Source organism: Pseudomonas sp. GL_091 (assembly GCF_057837725.1).
On record NZ_CM174451.1, the window covers coordinates 7,120,602 to 7,138,821 of the forward strand.

Sequence of the window (18,220 nt, forward strand, 5' to 3'; positions counted from 1 at the left end):
GAAAGATGGCGGAAGCAATCAAAACCTATCAGCGAAACTTCGTCAAGCACCATGCGATAAAAAGAGCTGTGGATAACTTGTAGGAGCGAGCTTGCTCGCGATGGGCGTGAACGATTACGCATTCCTTCTGGAAAAATGCGCCGCTCTCGAATTCATCGCGAGCAAGCTCGCTCCTACAAGGGAGTTGTGGATAACTTAGCTCTTGTTGATCTTCTCCGGCCGCTTCCAGCCGTCGATGTTCTTCTGACGAGCACGCCCGATGGCCAACTGGGATTTATCCACAGCCGAGGTAATGGTCGAGCCGGCCGCCGTGGTCGCACCGTCCAGGATATCCACAGGTGCTACCAACGAGTTGTTGGAACCAATGAACACATCTTCGCCCAACACGGTTTTCCACTTATTGGCGCCGTCATAGTTGCAGGTGATGGTACCGGCACCGATGTTGGTACGCGCGCCCACTTCGGCATCGCCCAGATAAGCCAGGTGACCGGCCTTGGCGCCTTCGCCCAAGTGCGCGTTTTTCAACTCGACGAAGTTACCCACATGCGCCCGGGCCTCCAGCACGGTACCTGGACGCAGACGCGCGAACGGGCCGGCATCGCTGCCTTCACCCAGAATGGCACCTTCGATATGGCTGTTGGCCTTGATGACCACGCCTTTGCGCAGGGTGCTGTCCTTGATCACGCAGTTCGGGCCGATCACCACGTCATCTTCGATTACCACCTTGCCTTCGAGGATCACGTTGATATCAATCAATACATCGCGGCCTACGGTCACGTCTCCACGCACGTCGAAACGAGCCGGGTCGCGCAGCGTCACACCTTGAGCCATCAAACGACGACCGGCGCGCAATTGATAATGCCGTTCCAGTTCGGAAAGCTGCTTGCGGTCGTTGGCACCCTGCACTTCCATGGCGTCGTGCGGTTGCTCGGTGGCCACCACCAGACCATCGCTCACTGCCATGGCAATGATGTCGGTCAGGTAGTACTCGCCCTGGGCGTTGTTATTGGAGAGACGGCTCATCCATTCGCCAAGACGGGCAAAAGGCAGCGCCAGAATGCCGGTATTACCTTCGGTGATTTTGCGTTCGGCTTCATTGGCATCTTTCTGTTCGACGATGGCCGCAACCTTGCCGGCAGCATCACGAACAATGCGGCCGTAACCGGTCGGGTCATCCAGTTCGACAGTCAGCAAGCCCAACTGCTGCGGACCCACCTGCTTGAGCAGGCGCTGCAGGGTTTCGACCTCGATCAACGGCACATCACCGTAGAGCACCAGCACGGTGTCGGACTGAATGAACGGCACTGCTTGAGCAACGGCGTGACCGGTACCCAACTGTTTATCCTGCAGAACGAAATTCAGATCATCCGCCGCCAGACGTTCGCGTACGGCATCGGCACCGTGACCGATCACGACGTGGATGCGCTGTGGATCAAGTTGCCGGGCGCTGTGGATAACATGACCGAGCATGGAGTTGCCGGCAATCGGGTGCAAAACTTTCGGCAAAGCGGAACGCATGCGCGTGCCTTGGCCTGCAGCGAGAATAACGATTTCAAGAGACATGACTGGCTACCAATCCTGGGTGGTCAGCGGCTGCGACCGGGTTGTAAAAATCGGAAAAGAAAAAAGGGTAGCCGAGGCTACCCTTTTTAATCAATCACACAACAAGCGCAGCCTTAGTGGCCGAACTTCTTGCGGATCTGCTGGACGGTGCGCAGCTGAGCTGCAGCCTCGGCCAGACGTGCGGCAGCAGAACCGTAATCGAATTCCGCGCCTCGTTCATGCAAGGCCTTCTCGGCAGCCTTGACGGCTTCCTGAGCGGAGGCTTCATCCAGGTCGGCAGCACGTTGCACGGTGTCGGCAAGAACCTTGACCATGTTCGGCTGAACCTCGAGGAAACCACCGGAGATGTAATACACCTCCTCTTCCCCGCCCTGCTTGACCAGGCGGATCGGACCTGGCTTCAGATTAGTGATCAGCGGCGCGTGACCCAGGGCGATACCAAGATCACCCAGTGCACCGTGCGCAATCACCATCTCGACCAGACCGGAAAAGATTTCTCCTTCCGCGCTGACGATATCGCAATGGACTGTCATAGCCATCTGATTGCCTCAACCTAAATTAGCGCCCGTTGCCGGGCGCCGGGATTACAGTTTCTTGGCTTTTTCGATCGCTTCTTCGATGCCGCCAACCATGTAGAACGCTTGTTCTGGCAGGTGGTCGTAGTCACCGTTGAGGATGCCTTTGAAGCCAGCAATGGTGTCTTTCAGGGAAACATATTTACCCGATGCACCGGTGAAGACTTCAGCCACGAAGAACGGCTGCGACAAGAAGCGCTGGATCTTACGAGCACGGTTTACCAACTGCTTGTCGGCTTCCGACAGCTCGTCCATACCCAGGATCGCAATGATGTCCTTCAGTTCTTTGTAACGTTGCAGAACGTACTGAACGCCGCGAGCGGTGTCGTAGTGGTCCTGGCCGATTACGTTCGGGTCCAGCTGGCGCGAAGTCGAGTCGAGTGGATCGACCGCTGGGTAGATACCCAGGGAAGCGATGTCACGGGACAGAACGACGGTAGCGTCCAAGTGGGCGAAGGTGGTCGCTGGCGACGGGTCGGTCAAGTCATCCGCAGGTACGTATACCGCTTGGATCGAAGTGATCGAACCTTCCTTGGTCGAAGTGATACGTTCTTGCAGAACGCCCATCTCTTCAGCCAGGGTCGGCTGGTAACCTACTGCGGAAGGCATACGGCCCAGCAGTGCGGATACTTCAGTACCGGCCAAGGTGTAACGGTAGATGTTGTCGACGAACAGCAGAACGTCGTTACCTTCGTCACGGAACTTCTCGGCCATGGTCAGGCCGGTCAGTGCTACGCGCAGACGGTTTCCCGGCGGCTCGTTCATCTGACCGTAAACCAGTGCCACTTTGTCCAGAACGTTGGAGTCCTTCATCTCGTGGTAGAAGTCGTTACCCTCACGAGTACGCTCACCCACACCGGCGAACACGGAATAACCGCTGTGCTCGATGGCGATGTTACGGATCAGTTCCATCATGTTTACGGTCTTGCCTACACCGGCACCACCGAACAGACCGACTTTACCGCCTTTGGCGAACGGGCAAACCAGGTCGATAACCTTGATGCCGGTTTCCAGCAGGTCGTTGCCGCCTGCTTGTTCAGCGAACGAAGGCGCTGGACGGTGAATGCCCCAACGCTCTTCAGTAGCGATTGGACCAGCTTCGTCAATCGGGTTGCCCAGAACGTCCATGATCCGGCCCAGAGTCGCTTTACCGACCGGTACGGAGATGGCTGCGCCGGAGTCGATAACGTCCAGACCGCGCTTCAAGCCTTCGGTGGAACCCATCGCAATGGTACGAACCACGCCGTCGCCCAGCTGCTGCTGAACTTCCAGAGTGGTCCCGGCCGCGCTTTGAACTGTCAGCGCGTTGTAGATGCTCGGTACGCTGTCGCGTGGAAATTCCACGTCGATAACGGCGCCGATGATTTGAACGATACGTCCGCTACTCATAGCTGGATCCTCTGAATATTTGAACCGTTAAACCGCGGCAGCGCCGCCGACGATTTCCGAGATCTCTTGGGTGATCGCAGCCTGACGCGCCTTGTTGTAGACCAGCTGCAAATCGCTGATCAAATCACCGGCGTTGTCGGTAGCGTTCTTCATCGCGATCATCCGCGCAGCTTGTTCAGCCGCGTTGTTCTCGACCACCGCCTGGTAGACCTGTGACTCCACGTAACGGACCATCAAGCCGTCCAGCAGCTCCTTGGCATCCGGTTCGTAGAGATAGTCCCAGTGGTGCTTGAGGTCTTGATCCGGGGTTGCCACCAGTGGAATCAACTGCTCCACGGTAGGCTGTTGCGTCATGGTGTTGATGAACTTGTTGGACACCACGGACAGGCGGTCAATACGGCCGTCCAGGTAGGCATCCAGCATCACCTTGACACTGCCGATCAGATCATTGATCGACGGCTCTTCACCCAGGTGGCTGATAGCTGCAACGACGTTACCGCCGAAGTTGCGGAAAAAGGCCGCACCCTTGCTACCAACGACACACAGATCGATCTCGACGCCGTTTTCGCGGTTTACCGCCATGTCCTTGACCAGGGCCTTGAACAGGTTGGTGTTCAAGCCGCCGCACAGACCACGGTCACTGCTCACTACGACATAACCAACACGCTTGATTTCGCGGTCGATCATGAACGGGTGGCGGTATTCCGGGTTGGCGTTGGCCAGATGCCCAATTACCTGGCGGATACGCTCCGCATAAGGACGGCTAGCAGCCATGCGCATTTGTGCCTTGCGCATTTTGCTGACCGCCACTTTTTCCATGGCGCTGGTAATCTTTTGCGTGCTTTTGATGCTCGCAATCTTACTGCGAATCTCTTTTGCGCCTGCCATGTAACACCTATCAGGTTAGCAAGCGGGAGCCTTGCGGCTCCCGCTGCGGCTTACCAGGTTTGGGTGGCCTTGAACTTCTCGATACCGGCTTTCATGCCAGCGTCGATTTCGTCATTGAAGTCACCTTTCACGTTGATCTTCGCCATCAAATCGGCGTGATCGCGGTTGAAGAAAGCAATCAGCGCTTGCTCGAAGCTGCCGATCTTGGCGATTTCAACGTCAGTCAGGAACCCACGCTCAGCGGCATACAGCGACAGCGCCATGTCAGCGATCGACATTGGTGCGTATTGCTTCTGCTTCATCAGCTCGGTAACGCGCTGACCATGCTCAAGTTGCTTACGGGTCGCTTCGTCCAGGTCAGAAGCGAACTGGGCGAATGCCGCCAGTTCACGGTACTGAGCCAGAGCGGTACGGATACCACCGGACAGCTTCTTGATGATCTTGGTCTGAGCGGCACCACCCACACGGGATACCGAAACACCGGCGTTCACTGCAGGGCGGATGCCCGAGTTGAACATGGCCGATTCCAGGAAGATCTGACCGTCGGTGATGGAGATCACGTTGGTCGGAACGAACGCGGAAACGTCGCCAGCCTGGGTTTCGATGATCGGCAGTGCGGTCAGGGAACCGGTTTTGCCGGTCACTGCGCCGTTGGTGAACTTCTCTACGTATTCTTCCGAAACGCGGGATGCGCGCTCCAGCAGACGGGAGTGGAGATAGAACACGTCGCCTGGGTAAGCTTCACGGCCTGGTGGACGGCGCAGCAGCAGGGAAATCTGGCGATAAGCCACTGCTTGCTTGGACAGATCGTCATAAACGATCAGCGCGTCTTCACCGCGGTCGCGGAAGAATTCACCCATGGTGCAACCGGAGTACGGTGCCAGGAATTGCAGCGCAGGAGATTCCGAAGCACTGGCAGCCACGATGATCGTGTTGGCCAGGGCGCCGTTTTCTTCCAGCTTGCGAACCACGTTGGCGATGGTCGATTGTTTCTGACCGATCGCTACGTAGACGCAGTAAATGCCGCTGTTCTTCTGGTTGATGATCGCGTCGATCGCCAGAGCGGTTTTACCGATCTGACGGTCACCGATGATCAGCTCACGCTGGCCACGGCCGACAGGGATCATGGCATCGACAGCCTTGTAGCCAGTCTGTACAGGCTGGTCTACCGACTTACGCCAGATCACGCCTGGAGCAACTTTCTCGACCGCGTCGGTCTCGGTGTTGCCCAACGGACCTTTGCCGTCAACTGGGTTACCCAGTGCGTCGACAACGCGACCCAGCAGTTCCTTACCAACCGGAACTTCCAGGATGCGGCCGGTGCACTTGGCGCTCATGCCTTCAGCCAGAGACTGGTAAGCGCCCAATACAACGGCACCTACGGAGTCTTGCTCCAGGTTGAGGGCCATACCGAAGACGCCGCCCGGAAACTCGATCATCTCGCCGTACATTACGTCGGCCAGACCGTGAATCCGCACGATGCCGTCAGATACGCTGACGACAGTGCCTTCGTTACGGGCTTGGGAGGTCACATCGAGCTTGTCGATGCGGCCCTTGATAATTTCACTTATTTCGGAAGGATTGAGTTGCTGCATTGCTCTGCTGCCCCTTCAAACTCAAGATTTCAATGCTTCGGCAAGTTTCGCGATTTTGCCGCGAATCGAGCCATCGATAACCAGGTCGCCGGCGCGGATGACGACACCACCAATAAGGGCAGCGTCCTCCGCAACTTGCAGGCGCACTTCCCGGTTGAGTCGTGCACTGAGAACCTTGGCGAGTTTGTCTTGCTGTTCTTGGTTCAATGCGAAAGCACTGGTGACTTCAACGTCTACCGACTTCTCTTGTTCGGCCTTGTACAGGTCGAACAGAGCGGCGATCTCCGGCAACAGCGGGAGACGGTCGTTTTCGGCAACGACGTGGATGAAGTTCTGTGCCTTGGCATCAAACTTGTCGCCGCACACGTCAATGAACGTGGCGGCCTTTTCTGCGCTCGTCAGTCGCGGGGCCTTGAGCACGCGCTGCATGGTGTCGTCTTCCGACACCGCTGCAGCCAGGCCGAGCATGGCTGACCAATTGGCCAGTTGCTGGTGGGCCTGAGCGTGCTCGAAGGCCGCCTTAGCGTAAGGTCGGGCCAACGTGGTCAGTTCTGCCATGATCGCCCTCGCTTAGATTTCAGCAGCCAGTTGGTTAACCAGCTCTGCGTGCGCGTTTTGATCGATTGTGGCACCCAGGATCTTCTCGGCGCCGCCGACTGCCAGCAAGCCCACTTGGGCACGCAGCGCGTCTTTGACACTGTTCAGTTCCTGTTCGATCTCGGCCTGAGCCTGAACCTTCACACGGTCAGCGTCGACACGGGCTTTTTCAACAGCCTCTTCGACAATCTGGTTACCGCGTTTCTTGGCTTGCTCGATGATTTCAGCTGCCTGAGCTTTCGCTTCGCGCAGTTGCTGACCCGCTTTCTCTTGGGCCAACTCCAGGTCGCGAGCTGCTCGGCTGGCAGCGTCCAGACCATCAGCGATCTTCTTTTGACGTTCGTGCAATGCCGCAATGACCGGAGGCCATACGAACTTCATGCAGAACAGTACAAAAATCAGGAACGCAACGGACTGGCCAATCAGGGTCGCATTAATGTTCACGCCAACACCTCGCAGTTACGTTGTCCATCACACCAAATTACCCGGAAGATCCGAGTAATTAGCCAGCGATTTGACCAACGAACGGGTTCGCAAAGGTGAAGAACAGAGCGATACCAACACCGATCATGGTTACGGCGTCGAGCAGACCGGCAACGATGAACATTTTAACTTGCAGCATTGGAACCATTTCTGGCTGACGCGCTGCGCCTTCCAGGAACTTGCCGCCCAGCAGGCCGAAACCAATTGCGGTACCCAGTGCGCCCAGGCCGATCAACAGTGCAACAGCGATAGCGGTTAGACCAACTACAGTTTCCATCTTTCCTCCCGACTTTTACGTCGTATGGTTTAGGTTTTTTTAATTTAAAGCGGTAAAACAAATCGTTTCAGACGCCCCGTGAGGAGCCCCCTCCCGTTTGACCGGGAGGGACATCAGACTAGTCGAAACTGGCCTTAATGGTTTTCTTCGTGCGCCATCGACAGGTAGACGATGGTCAGCATCATGAAGATGAACGCCTGCAGGGTGATGATCAGGATGTGGAACACAGCCCACGCCCACTGCAGAACAACGCCCAGGCCACTAAGCCAGAGCAGACCGCTGCCGAACATCACAGCAATCAGAATGAAGACCAGCTCGCCGGCGTACATGTTGCCGAACAGACGCAGAGCCAGGGAGATCGGCTTGGCGATCAGAGTCACGAATTCCAGCAGGAAGTTCACCGGGATCAGCAGCGCCTGAAGGAAGATGTTCTTGCTGCCGAACGGGTGCAGGGTCAGCTCACCGATGAAGCCGCCGAGGCCCTTGATCTTGATGCTGTAGAAAATGATCAGCGCGAACACCGAGAAGGCCATGGCCAGAGTAGCGTTCGGGTCGGTGGTCGACACGGCACGGAACGGGATGTGGTGGTCGCCGGAGATCAGGATGGCCAGCTGAGGAATCCAGTCGACCGGTACCAGGTCGACGGCGTTCATCATGAACACCCAGACGAAGATGGTCAGTGCCAGTGGTGCAACCACCGGGCTACGGCCATGGAAGCTGTCTTTCACGCTGCCATCGACGAATTCGACCAATACTTCAACGAAGTTCTGCAAAGCACCAGGAACACCGGTAGTCGCCTTCTTTGCCGCCATGCGGAAAAGGAGAACGAAAATCAGACCCAATGCGACCGACCAGCCGAGGGTATCGACGTGGAAAGCCCAGAAGCCCATTTCCTTGGCTTCTGCTGCGGTGTGGGCAAAGCCCCAGCCGCCGGTAGGGAGCTGACCGAAGGTCAGGTTCTGCAAGTGGTGCTGGATATAGCCCGAAGCGGTTGTTTCTGCCATGGTTGCCTCAAACGCCCTAAGGTCTCGAAAGTCTTGTTCTCATCAGCAGGGGAGCGAACCAGCTGACCGACTGAGTCAGCACGAAGGCACCGAATACTGCAATCGGCGCCAGTGGCTTCACACCTGCAAACACCAGTGCAAACAGCACTGCCGTCAAAATCAGTTTGCCTGCCTCGCCGGCATAAAAAGACCGGACGATGGACTGGGCTGCCCGGGCGCCGGAAAACCGAAATGCCCTGTGAGCGAAATAAACATTGGGCAGCAAGGCTATCAGGCCTCCGCAGAGTCCCGAGTACCCGGCAACGACTCCATATCGGTACCAGAGCGCCAAAGCGGCGATCAGCAACACGACAAATTGAGCCATTAACACCGGAAAAACTGCCAGGCGATGGAAGGGCAGGCGGTTTGGCGTGCGGGTTTCCATCACTTTTACTCTCCAATGGTCGGCTGCCGAAATTCAATAACTTGGCATAATTTGTGCCGACAAAATGCGCGCAGAGTATAGGGGCGGTTCTGCCCCTATTCAACTGTCAGGTAGTGATTTCCGACTGCGCGCTACATGAGGAAATGTTTCAGCGGATATGTGCAAGTACGCCTTGAAGCTCATCTAGTGAGTTGTAGCCAATCACCAATTGCCCTTTCCCCTTCTTACCGTGGCGGATCTGCACCGCAGAGCCTAGGCGCTCGGCCAGGCGCTGTTCGAGACGGGCGATATCCGGGTCCGGTTTTGCCGCTTCAACAGGCTCCGGTTTACCACTCAACCACTGGCGAACCAGTGCCTCGGTTTGGCGCACGGTCAGCCCGCGTGCGACAACATGTCGCGCCCCTTCAACCTGTTGAATTTCCGGCAAACCGAGCAAAGCACGGGCATGACCCATTTCCAGGTCGCCGTGGGACAACATGGTCTTGATGACTTCCGGCAAGGAAATCAGGCGCAACAGGTTGGCCACGGTCACCCGCGACTTGCCCACAGCTTCGGCCACCTGTTGCTGGGTCAGCTGGAACTCCTGCTGCAAACGCTGCAAGGCCACCGCTTCTTCAATCGGGTTCAGGTCTTCGCGCTGGATGTTCTCGATCAGCGCGATGGCGATTGCGGTTTCATCGGGTACATCGCGAACCATCGCCGGGATGGTTTCCTGCCCGGCTTGCTGGCTGGCGCGCCAGCGGCGTTCGCCGGCAATGATTTCAAAGCGGCCGCTGCCGATCGGGCGAACCACGATGGGCTGCATGACGCCCTGGGCCCTGATCGACTGTGCCAGCTCTTCGAGCGCCTGCGGATCCATGTCACGACGCGGCTGGTACTTGCCGCGCTGGAGCAGATCCAGGGGAAGGTGCTGCAGCTCACGCTGATCGGCTTGCGCCGCTTGTTCTTCCAGCGAGCTGACTGTCGGACCACTCAACAGAGCATCCAGTCCACGTCCGAGACCTCGTTTCTTGACGGCCATGGGGATTCCTTAAGTTGCCTGAGCAGCGGCGATGCGTGAGTTTTTGCGTTGACGACGAACCATTTCGCCGGCCAATGCCAGATAGGCAATGGCGCCCCGCGACGCTTTGTCGTACGCCAGCGCCGGCATGCCGTAGCTTGGCGCTTCGGCCAGACGGATGTTGCGCGGAATGACGGTGTCGTAGAGCTGCTCGCCGAAGTGTTCCTTGAGCTGCGCCGAGACATCGTTCATCAGGCTCAGGCGCGGGTCGTACATCGTACGCAGCAGGCCTTCGACCTTGAGGTTCGGGTTCAGCAGTTCAGCGATACGCTTGATGTTATCCACAAGGTCGCTCAAGCCTTCGAGTGCGAAGTACTCGCACTGCATGGGGATAATGACCCCGTCGGCGGCAACCAGTGCGTTCAATGTCAGCATCGACAGTGACGGCGGGCAGTCGATCAGGATGTAATCGTAGTTTTCCCGGATTGGCGCCAGCGCACTGCGCAGGCGGCTTTCCTTCATCTGCATTTCCAGCAGCACCACTTCGGCCGCGGTGAGGTCGCGGTTGGCCGGCAACAGCTGGTAACCACCGTGTTCGGAGAAGTGCATGGCCTGGGCCAGATCACATTCTCCGATCAGCAGGTCGTAGACCGAGTTTTCCAGGCCATGTTTATCCACACCGCTACCCATGGTGGCGTTGCCCTGTGGATCGAGGTCGATCAACAGCACCCGTCGCTTGGTCGCGACCAGGGATGCTGCGAGGTTGATGCAGGTGGTGGTTTTGCCCACGCCACCTTTTTGGTTCGCAATCGCGAATACCTTAGCCATTCTTGCTTGTGTTCCCAATCATGCCGTGCGGCGCAGTATCAGCAGATGGCGTTGGCCTTGGCAACCAGGTACGGCCAGGGCGTGTTCGCTATCGAGGTGGAAGTCTGCCGGCAATGCTACCAGCTCATCGGCCGGATGAACGCCCTTCATTGCCAGCCAGCGTGTTTCGCTATCGCCGAGGTGGCGAGTCCAGTTGCTGAAGTTTTCCATGCTGCTGAACGCCCGGGAAATGATCCCGTTGAACGGCTGGGCAGGCTGGAACGCTTCGACGCGACTGTGGATAACTTGCAGGTTATCCAGTTTGAGTTCGAGTTTGACCTGGGTCAGGAAGCGGGTTTTCTTGCCGTTGCTGTCCAGGCAGGTCACCTGGGACTCGGGAAACAGGATCGCCAGCGGAATGCCAGGCATGCCGCCGCCACTGCCGACATCGAGCCAGCGACCGTTTTCGATGAACGACATCACACTCAGGCTATCGAGCAAGTGACGGGAAACCATTTCGTCCGGATCACGCACGGCGGTGAGGTTGTAAGCCTTGTTCCATTTGATCAACAGGGCCAGGTAACCCAGCAGTTGTGCGTGCTGGGTTTCTGTCAGCGTGACACCGAGTTGGCGAGCACCTGTGGATAACTCTTCTGCGTGTTGCGAAGTGACCAACGAACTCAAGCGCTTTGCTCCAACTGACGGCCCGCGCCGCGTTTTTTCAAATGAATCATCAACAGCGAAATGGCTGCCGGCGTAACGCCCGGTATACGCGAGGCCTGGCCCAAGGTTTCTGGACGGGTCGCGCCGAGCTTGCTCTGGATCTCCTTGGAGAGACCGGAAATATTCGTGTAATCGATATCCACAGGCAATTTGGTGTCTTCGCTGGCGCGCAAGCGGGCGATTTCATCCTGTTGACGATCGATGTAGCCGGCGTACTTGGTCTTGATTTCGACCTGCTCGGCGACCTGTGGATCTTCTGCCCCCCCACCGGTCACGGCGATCAGACCAGCGTAGTCGATTTCCGGACGACTCAAGAGATTGAGCAGGTTGTATTCGTGGGTCAGTGGCGTGCCGAATTTTTCGGCAATGGCATCGCCCTGTTCGGTGCCCGGGCGTACCCAGGTGCTTTTCAGGCGCTGCTCTTCCAGTTCGATGCTTTCGCGTTTTTTGCAGAAAGCTGCCCAGCGCACGTCATCCACCAGGCCCAGCTCGCGACCTTTTTCGGTCAAGCGCAGGTCGGCGTTGTCTTCGCGCAGGATCAAGCGATATTCGGCACGGGACGTGAACATCCGGTACGGCTCTTGGGTACCGAGGGTAATCAGGTCGTCGACCAACACGCCGATATAGGCCTCGTCGCGACGCGGGCACCAGGCGTCTTTGCCTTGCGCACGCAGTGCAGCGTTGGTCCCGGCGAGCAAACCCTGGGCACCGGCTTCTTCGTAACCGGTGGTGCCGTTGATCTGCCCGGCGAAGAACAGGCCGCCGATGACTTTGGTTTCCAGGCTGTATTTCAAATCGCGTGGATCGAAGTAGTCGTACTCGATCGCGTAGCCCGGCCGCACGATGTGCGCGTTTTCCATGCCGCGGATCGATTGCACGATCTGCAATTGCACGTCGAATGGCAAGCTTGTGGATATCCCGTTCGGATAAAGCTCATGGGTGGTCAAACCTTCCGGTTCGATGAACACCTGATGGCTTTCCTTGTCGGCAAAGCGATGGATCTTGTCTTCGATCGACGGGCAATAACGCGGGCCGATCCCTTCGATCTCACCGGCAGCGGAATACATCGGCGAACGGTCGAGGTTCGCGGCAATGATTTCGTGGGTGCGCGCATTCGTGTGGGTAATCCAGCAGCTGACCTGCTGTGGATGCTGTTCCTTGTTGCCCATGAACGACATTACCGGGATCGGCGTATCACCCGGTTGCTCGGACATCACCGAGAAATCCACAGACCGGCCGTCGATACGCGGCGGAGTACCGGTTTTCAAACGACCCACACGCAATGGCAGTTCACGCAGACGGTGAGCCAGCGCGATCGATGGTGGATCACCGGCGCGACCGCCGGAAAAATTCTGCAAACCAATGTGGATAAGTCCACCGAGGAACGTGCCGGTGGTCAACACCACAGAATCGGCGAGGAAACGCAGGCCCATTTGGGTGACAACACCACGGACTTGTTCCTGCTCGACGATCAGGTCGTCAGCGGCCTGTTGAAATATCCACAGGTTCGGCTGGTTCTCCAGGATTTCGCGGACAGCGGCCTTGTACAGAACCCGGTCTGCCTGTGCGCGGGTTGCTCGCACGGCCGGGCCTTTGCGGCTGTTCAACACGCGAAACTGGATACCGCCTTTATCGGTAGCCATGGCCATCGCACCGCCAAGGGCGTCGATTTCCTTGACCAGGTGGCTTTTGCCGATCCCGCCGATGGCAGGGTTGCAACTCATGGCACCGAGGGTTTCCACGTTATGCGTCAGCAACAGGGTTTTAACCCCCATACGTGCTGAGGCCAGTGCTGCCTCGGTACCGGCATGACCGCCGCCGATGACGATCACTTCAAAACGGGAAGGGAAATCCACCACGCACCTCGTGCCTGCTTAAGTAGGTAATTCAGGAATAGTTTGAGCTCAGGTTTTTGGACCTGGTCGACAAGTATAGGGACTTCGCCCTTCCTAAAGAACCCTTTGCACAAAATTTAACCAGCTGTGGAAAAGTCGGAGTTATAGAAATTAAAAAGAAAGAAATTTATTAAATCTTTGTTTTTATGTTTATTTCTATGCACACGACTTTCTGTGGACAGATTGATACAGCCCTTTGTTTTCAATATGTACAGAGATTCAAAACCCTGTGGTCATGTGCCAATGAGGCCCTTGGATAACCGGTGTAAGCCTGTGGATGAAAGGGGTGGTTATCCACAGAGGCGGTTATCTTCAGTTTTCAGGCCCTGTTATCAACTGCCCTTAGCTGCGGTTATTCACAGGGCTTAATCCACAGAAAAATGCCGTTTGCTCGAAATTCGGGTACAGGAATTCCGCTCAAGCAGACGAAGTCCGCTCGGCACTGGAGGTTTTTTTCAGAAAAGGAGAGAGCAGACAGGCACGGATGGCCTGTCTGTGAATAACAGGAGGGCTACTTACCGATACAGAAGCTGGAAAAAATCCGCCCCAGCAAGTCATCGGAACTGAAAGCACCGGTGATTTCACCCAGCGACTGCTGAGCCTGGCGCAAATCCTCGGCCAATAACTCGCCAGCACCGGCCAGGGTCAATTGGGCACGGCCATGCTCGAGGGCAGCACTGGCATGACGTAGCGCCTCAAGGTGTCGCCGGCGAGCGCTGAAGCTGCTTTCGGACGTTTGTTCATAGCCCATGCAGGCCTTGAGGTGTTCACGCAGCAGCTCCAGCCCGACACCACCGGACTTGGCGCTCAGGCTGATGGTGACATGGCCGTCCTTGCTGACCTCCAGGGCAATGGCTTCGCCCGTAAGGTCGGCCTTGTTGCGAATCAGGGTGACTTTCGCAGGATCGGGACGGATTTCGAGAAACTCTGGCCAGAGTGCGAAAGGATCGAGGGCTTCAGGCGCCGTGGCATCGACCACCAGCAATACCCGATCCGCTTCGCCGATGGCTTTCAAAGCACGCTCGACGCCAATTTTTTCCACATGGTCATCGGTATCGCGCAGACCGGCGGTATCCACCACGTGCAGCGGCATTCCATCGATGTGGATATGTTCACGAAGGACGTCACGGGTGGTGCCGGCAATTTCGGTCACGATCGCCGCTTCACGCCCGGCCAGGGCGTTGAGCAGGCTGGATTTACCGGCATTCGGACGACCGGCAATGACCACGGTCATGCCGTCTCGCAGCAAGGCGCCCTGCCCGGCTTCGCGCATGACGGTGGATAACTCGTCGCGCACTTTGTCGAGCATGCTCAGGACGTGGCCATCGGCGAGGAAGTCAATTTCCTCTTCCGGAAAATCGATGGCCGCTTCGACATAGATTCGCAGGCCGATCAGTTGTTCGGTGAGGTTATGCACACGTGACGAGAAAGCCCCCTGCAGGGAGCGCAATGCGTTTCGGGCAGCCTGGGCAGAACTGGCTTCAATCAGGTCGGCAATGGCTTCGGCCTGGGCGAGGTCCAGTTTGTCATTGAGGAAGGCGCGCTCACTGAATTCCCCCGGCCGGGCGAGACGGCAACCCAGTTCCAGGCAGCGCTTTAGCAACATATCCAGAACGATCGGACCGCCATGGCCTTGCAGCTCCAGCACATCTTCGCCAGTGAACGAGTTCGGCCCGGGGAAATACAAGGCAATGCCCTGGTCCAGCACCTCGTCGTTTTCACTGAAAAACGGACCGTAGTGAGCAAATCGCGGCTTGAGCTCGCGACCGCTGAAGGCCTTGGCCGCAACGCTGGCCAACGGCCCGGAAATACGCACGATGCCTACACCGCCGCGACCTTGAGCGGTGGCGACGGCTGCGATGGTTTCGCGAGGAACGCTCATAAACCGGTATCCAGACAAAAGTGACAGATAGCAAAACGCCCCACTAGGGGGCGTTTTGAGTGGTTATCCACAGTGTAAATCAGGCAGCTGCTTTAGCGGCCGCTTCGATCTTACGTGTGATGTACCACTGTTGGGCGATCGACAGGCAGTTGTTCACTACCCAGTACAGCACCAGACCCGCCGGGAACCACAGGAAGAAGAAGGTGAAGATGATTGGCATCAGCTTCATCACCTTGGCCTGCATCGGATCCGGAGGAGTCGGGTTCAGCTGCTGCTGGATGAACATGGTTGCACCCATGATGATCGGCAGAATGAAGAACGGATCCTTGATCGACAGGTCAGTAATCCACAGCATGAACGGTGCCTGACGCATCTCGACGCTTTCCAGCAGAACCCAGTACAGCGAGAGGAAAACCGGCATCTGCACGAGGATTGGCAAGCAACCACCCAGCGGATTGATCTTCTCTTTCTTGTACAGCTCCATCATGGATTGCGACATTTTCTGCCGGTCATCGCCATGTTGCTCTTTCAGCGCAGCCAGTTTCGGTGCCACTGCACGCATGCGCGCCATGGATTTGTAGCTGGCAGCCGACAGCGGGAAGAAGATCCCTTTGATCAGCATGGTCAGGAAGATGATCGACCAGCCCCAGTTACCCACAATGGCGTGGATATGTTGCAGCAACCAGAAGATCGGTTGGGCGATGAACCACAGAATGCCGTAGTCGACCGTCAATTCCAGACCTGGGGACAACTCTTTGAGCACAGCCTGGCTTTTCGGACCTGCATACAGAACAGCACTGGTCTCAGCCTTGGCACCCGGTGCAACACTCATCGATGGGCCGGTGTAGCCAATGATGTAGTTGCCTTTGCTGTCTTTACGGGTCTGGACGACGTTGTTTTCGCCCTTGGCCGGAATCCATGCGGTCACGAAGTAGTGTTGCAACCAGGCAACCCAACCGCCAGTGACGGTTTCTTTCAGCGGCGCCTTGTCCATGTCCTTCATGGACACTTTCTTGTACGGCTCCGAACTTGTCCACAGGGCGGCGCCCAGATAAGTCGCGGTGCCGGTAGCCGTGGTCGACGAAGGATCGGCGCTGGCGTCACGCTTCAACTGGGCGAACATCGCACCAGTCCAGGGCTGGGCGCTCTGGTTGTCGATCAGGTAGGAAACGGTTACGTCATACAGGCCGCGTTTCAGGGTGAAACGCTTGATGTAGTTGACGCCGTCCTTGCTGAACTTCAGGTCCACGACCAATTGGTCCTGACCGTCAGCCAGCTGATAAACCTTCTTCTCCGAGGAATAAACCGGACGACCGGCCGGATTTGCATCCGGACCGTTGGTGCCGATCAGACCGCTTTGCGCCAGATAAGTACGTTCGCCGCCGTTATCGAACAGCTGGAACGGAATTTCCGGGTGATCCTGACGACGCGGATACAGCGGCAGGGTCAGCTGGGCAACATCGCCACCTTGTGGGTCGACGGCCAGGTCCAGTACATCCGTTTTGATCTGGATGAGGTCCTTGCTCACAGCCACCGGCGTTTCGGCAGGTGCGCTGGTGTCGCTTGTAGCACGTGGAATGTCGTCACTGGCAGAAGCGTTGGAGCCAGATACCGTATCCGGCAGGCCCGATGCAGTCGTATTGGTGGCAACATTCTGAGTCGGCAGGGCAGCCTGGCCATAGTCCTGGTTCCATTTAAGAACCATAACGTAGGACACGATTGCCAGGGCGACGATCAGGATCGTGCGTTTGATATCCATGATTACTCGGCCATCGAAGAAGAACGGGAGGTAGGGATAGGTGGAACCGGGTCATAACCACCGGGATTCCACGGATGACAGCGACCTAAACGACGAAAGGTCAGCCAGCCACCGCGAAGAAGGCCATGATTTTCGATGGCTTCTAACGCGTAGCAGGAACAACTGGGGTAGAAACGACAGTGACTGGCCATCAGGGGACTAATGGCATAGCGATAAAACTGGATCGGAACGAGTGCCAGTTTACGCATCTGGACTGTCTACCCCTACAGTTTCGGTTTTGACTGCTGGTACTGGCGAACTGCGAGCCAGACGTTTCCAGAGTTTGCCGAAATGCTGAATCAATTCGGGGTTTTCTACGTCGCCCAAACCTTTGCGCGCGACGATAACAATGTCCCAGCCGACCAGAGAATCCTGGTGCAGGCGAAACGATTCGCGCATCAGACGTTTGAGGCGATTGCGCTCGACGGAGAGCTTTACGCTCTTTTTCCCGATAACCAACCCGAGACGGGGGTGATCAAGATCGTTGTTGCGCGCAAGGAGCAGGAGATTTTTCCCCGGAACCTTGCCGGTAGGGGAGTCAAAGACTGCCTTGAATTGCCGGGGGGTAAGCAGACGCTTTTCCCGACTGAAGTCCTGACTCACCTCCAGTGCCGGATTATCAAACTGCCAGACGCGCACGACCTTTGGCGCGACGACGCGACAGGACGGCACGACCGTTCTTGGTAGCCATGCGAGCACGGAAACCGTGGGTACGAGCGCGTTTGATAGTGCTTGGTTGGAAAGTACGTTTCATTGTCGTGTTACCTGGTTCGTCCACAACGGGCCGGAATGGCCCCCGTTTTAAGAGACCGGGGATTCTAGAGAAAGCAAGCCTTCAGGTCAATTTCCAACCAACGTTTCCTTATAAATAGATCTCCAGAGGGTTTTCGGCGTTTGCACCTTACGTAAATATAAAAATAAGAAAGGAAAGTATTTAAAGCTTTTCTGTAAAGCTTATAAAAGCTAGGCCCGCATCCTTCTGTGGATAACTCGATTCAGCCCTTGTTTTACCTGATGTACAGAGAATGACAACTACAGTGGAAAACAGTGTTCAGCCTGTGCTGCGCTGTCGGATAACCTGTGTGTGAAAGCACGCCTTATCCACAGGCCGGTTATCCACCGAGTTTCGCCCCCACTTGTGCAACGACCTTAACCCAGGTTATCCACAGAGCTTATGCACAGACCGCTGGTCGCCTTTTTGGCGTATGAAAAGGTGATTCTTCTTGGTCGATGAACCACCTTCGTGTGGATAAGTCGGCGTCTGCTCGCTACAATGGCCGCTTGTTTTTGCCTCACCGGCTTTCAACTTAGGGGATATCC

General features: G+C 56.7%; 19 protein-coding genes. All 19 read right to left on the bottom strand.

All coding sequences use genetic code 11. The features are described from left to right. Window positions 1–195: 195 nt before the first annotated feature. Complete coding sequence (glmU, locus tag AC3ITY_RS32525; protein WP_223455174.1) at window positions 196–1,563, bottom strand: bifunctional UDP-N-acetylglucosamine diphosphorylase/glucosamine-1-phosphate N-acetyltransferase GlmU; 1,368 nt, start codon at window positions 1,561–1,563, stop codon at window positions 196–198. A 113-nt stretch (window positions 1,564–1,676) separates the two neighbouring features. Further along, on the bottom strand, window positions 1,677–2,102 hold the full coding sequence (locus tag AC3ITY_RS32530; RefSeq protein ID WP_007969909.1) for a F0F1 ATP synthase subunit epsilon: 426 nt from the start codon (window positions 2,100–2,102) through the stop codon (window positions 1,677–1,679). A gap of 45 nt (window positions 2,103–2,147) precedes the next feature. Next, complete coding sequence (gene atpD / locus AC3ITY_RS32535; protein ID WP_095057928.1) at window positions 2,148–3,527, bottom strand: F0F1 ATP synthase subunit beta; 1,380 nt, start codon at window positions 3,525–3,527, stop codon at window positions 2,148–2,150. 27 nt (window positions 3,528–3,554) lie between these two features. After that, window positions 3,555–4,415, bottom strand: a complete 861-nt coding sequence (gene atpG, locus AC3ITY_RS32540) for a F0F1 ATP synthase subunit gamma (protein WP_008045673.1) — start codon at window positions 4,413–4,415, stop codon at window positions 3,555–3,557. Window positions 4,416–4,465: 50 nt separating this feature from the next. Continuing rightward, a complete protein-coding gene (atpA, locus tag AC3ITY_RS32545) occupies window positions 4,466–6,010 on the bottom strand; it encodes a F0F1 ATP synthase subunit alpha (RefSeq protein WP_008045678.1) in 1,545 nt (514 codons plus the stop codon). Window positions 6,011–6,031: 21 nt separating this feature from the next. Then, complete coding sequence (locus AC3ITY_RS32550; RefSeq protein ID WP_008045680.1) at window positions 6,032–6,568, bottom strand: F0F1 ATP synthase subunit delta; 537 nt, start codon at window positions 6,566–6,568, stop codon at window positions 6,032–6,034. A 12-nt stretch (window positions 6,569–6,580) separates the two neighbouring features. Continuing rightward, window positions 6,581–7,051: a F0F1 ATP synthase subunit B gene (locus AC3ITY_RS32555; protein WP_007934339.1), complete on the bottom strand. Its 471-nt coding sequence runs from the start codon at window positions 7,049–7,051 to the stop codon at window positions 6,581–6,583. Window positions 7,052–7,109: 58 nt separating this feature from the next. Then, window positions 7,110–7,367 (bottom strand): F0F1 ATP synthase subunit C, encoded by a 258-nt coding sequence (gene atpE, locus AC3ITY_RS32560; RefSeq protein WP_003097235.1) that lies wholly within the window; start codon window positions 7,365–7,367, stop codon window positions 7,110–7,112. 134 nt (window positions 7,368–7,501) lie between these two features. Continuing rightward, window positions 7,502–8,371 carry a F0F1 ATP synthase subunit A gene (atpB, locus tag AC3ITY_RS32565; protein WP_046038787.1) on the bottom strand — a complete coding sequence of 290 codons (870 nt, stop codon included), beginning with the start codon at window positions 8,369–8,371 and terminating at the stop codon, window positions 7,502–7,504. Window positions 8,372–8,387: 16 nt separating this feature from the next. Then, a complete protein-coding gene (locus AC3ITY_RS32570) occupies window positions 8,388–8,795 on the bottom strand; it encodes a F0F1 ATP synthase subunit I (protein WP_008045685.1) in 408 nt (135 codons plus the stop codon). A 148-nt stretch (window positions 8,796–8,943) separates the two neighbouring features. Then, entirely contained in the window at window positions 8,944–9,816 is an 873-nt protein-coding gene (locus AC3ITY_RS32575; protein ID WP_347909843.1) for a ParB/RepB/Spo0J family partition protein, read from the bottom strand. Window positions 9,817–9,825: 9 nt separating this feature from the next. Further along, a complete protein-coding gene (locus AC3ITY_RS32580) occupies window positions 9,826–10,623 on the bottom strand; it encodes a ParA family protein (protein ID WP_489306964.1) in 798 nt (265 codons plus the stop codon). Window positions 10,624–10,641: 18 nt separating this feature from the next. Next, entirely contained in the window at window positions 10,642–11,286 is a 645-nt protein-coding gene (rsmG, locus tag AC3ITY_RS32585) for a 16S rRNA (guanine(527)-N(7))-methyltransferase RsmG (RefSeq protein ID WP_007969895.1), read from the bottom strand. Then, entirely contained in the window at window positions 11,283–13,181 is a 1,899-nt protein-coding gene (mnmG, locus tag AC3ITY_RS32590; protein WP_150753777.1) for a tRNA uridine-5-carboxymethylaminomethyl(34) synthesis enzyme MnmG, read from the bottom strand. The genes rsmG and mnmG overlap by 4 nt, the downstream gene beginning before the upstream one ends. A gap of 550 nt (window positions 13,182–13,731) precedes the next feature. After that, window positions 13,732–15,102: a tRNA uridine-5-carboxymethylaminomethyl(34) synthesis GTPase MnmE gene (mnmE, locus tag AC3ITY_RS32595; protein ID WP_223455166.1), complete on the bottom strand. Its 1,371-nt coding sequence runs from the start codon at window positions 15,100–15,102 to the stop codon at window positions 13,732–13,734. A gap of 79 nt (window positions 15,103–15,181) precedes the next feature. Continuing rightward, entirely contained in the window at window positions 15,182–16,861 is a 1,680-nt protein-coding gene (yidC, locus tag AC3ITY_RS32600) for a membrane protein insertase YidC (RefSeq protein ID WP_489306965.1), read from the bottom strand. 2 nt (window positions 16,862–16,863) lie between these two features. Continuing rightward, on the bottom strand, window positions 16,864–17,109 hold the full coding sequence (gene yidD / locus AC3ITY_RS32605; RefSeq protein ID WP_010207715.1) for a membrane protein insertion efficiency factor YidD: 246 nt from the start codon (window positions 17,107–17,109) through the stop codon (window positions 16,864–16,866). Then, the gene (gene rnpA / locus AC3ITY_RS32610) at window positions 17,102–17,503 is read right to left on the bottom strand and encodes a ribonuclease P protein component (protein ID WP_489311055.1); all 402 of its coding nucleotides are present in this window, start codon (window positions 17,501–17,503) and stop codon (window positions 17,102–17,104) included. The genes yidD and rnpA overlap by 8 nt, the downstream gene beginning before the upstream one ends. A 16-nt stretch (window positions 17,504–17,519) precedes the next feature. Continuing rightward, complete coding sequence (gene rpmH, locus AC3ITY_RS32615) at window positions 17,520–17,654, bottom strand: 50S ribosomal protein L34 (RefSeq protein WP_003213577.1); 135 nt, start codon at window positions 17,652–17,654, stop codon at window positions 17,520–17,522. Window positions 17,655–18,220: the final 566 nt, after the last annotated feature.

What these genes read in the sequence shown, in the direction of transcription:
- glmU (WP_223455174.1), bottom strand. Translation starts at nt 1,563, where the DNA reads ATGTCTCTTGAAATCGTTATTCTCGCTGCAGGCCAAGGCACGCGCATG.
- AC3ITY_RS32530 (WP_007969909.1), bottom strand. Translation starts at nt 2,102, where the DNA reads ATGGCTATGACAGTCCATTGCGATATCGTCAGCGCGGAAGGAGAAATC.
- atpD (WP_095057928.1), bottom strand. Translation starts at nt 3,527, where the DNA reads ATGAGTAGCGGACGTATCGTTCAAATCATCGGCGCCGTTATCGACGTG.
- atpG (WP_008045673.1), bottom strand. Translation starts at nt 4,415, where the DNA reads ATGGCAGGCGCAAAAGAGATTCGCAGTAAGATTGCGAGCATCAAAAGC.
- atpA (WP_008045678.1), bottom strand. Translation starts at nt 6,010, where the DNA reads ATGCAGCAACTCAATCCTTCCGAAATAAGTGAAATTATCAAGGGCCGC.
- AC3ITY_RS32550 (WP_008045680.1), bottom strand. Translation starts at nt 6,568, where the DNA reads ATGGCAGAACTGACCACGTTGGCCCGACCTTACGCTAAGGCGGCCTTC.
- atpE (WP_003097235.1), bottom strand. Translation starts at nt 7,367, where the DNA reads ATGGAAACTGTAGTTGGTCTAACCGCTATCGCTGTTGCACTGTTGATC.
- atpB (WP_046038787.1), bottom strand. Translation starts at nt 8,371, where the DNA reads ATGGCAGAAACAACCGCTTCGGGCTATATCCAGCACCACTTGCAGAAC.
- AC3ITY_RS32570 (WP_008045685.1), bottom strand. Translation starts at nt 8,795, where the DNA reads ATGGAAACCCGCACGCCAAACCGCCTGCCCTTCCATCGCCTGGCAGTT.
- AC3ITY_RS32575 (WP_347909843.1), bottom strand. Translation starts at nt 9,816, where the DNA reads ATGGCCGTCAAGAAACGAGGTCTCGGACGTGGACTGGATGCTCTGTTG.
- AC3ITY_RS32580 (WP_489306964.1), bottom strand. Translation starts at nt 10,623, where the DNA reads ATGGCTAAGGTATTCGCGATTGCGAACCAAAAAGGTGGCGTGGGCAAA.
- mnmE (WP_223455166.1), bottom strand. Translation starts at nt 15,102, where the DNA reads ATGAGCGTTCCTCGCGAAACCATCGCAGCCGTCGCCACCGCTCAAGGT.
- yidC (WP_489306965.1), bottom strand. Translation starts at nt 16,861, where the DNA reads ATGGATATCAAACGCACGATCCTGATCGTCGCCCTGGCAATCGTGTCC.
- yidD (WP_010207715.1), bottom strand. Translation starts at nt 17,109, where the DNA reads ATGCGTAAACTGGCACTCGTTCCGATCCAGTTTTATCGCTATGCCATT.
- rpmH (WP_003213577.1), bottom strand. Translation starts at nt 17,654, where the DNA reads ATGAAACGTACTTTCCAACCAAGCACTATCAAACGCGCTCGTACCCAC.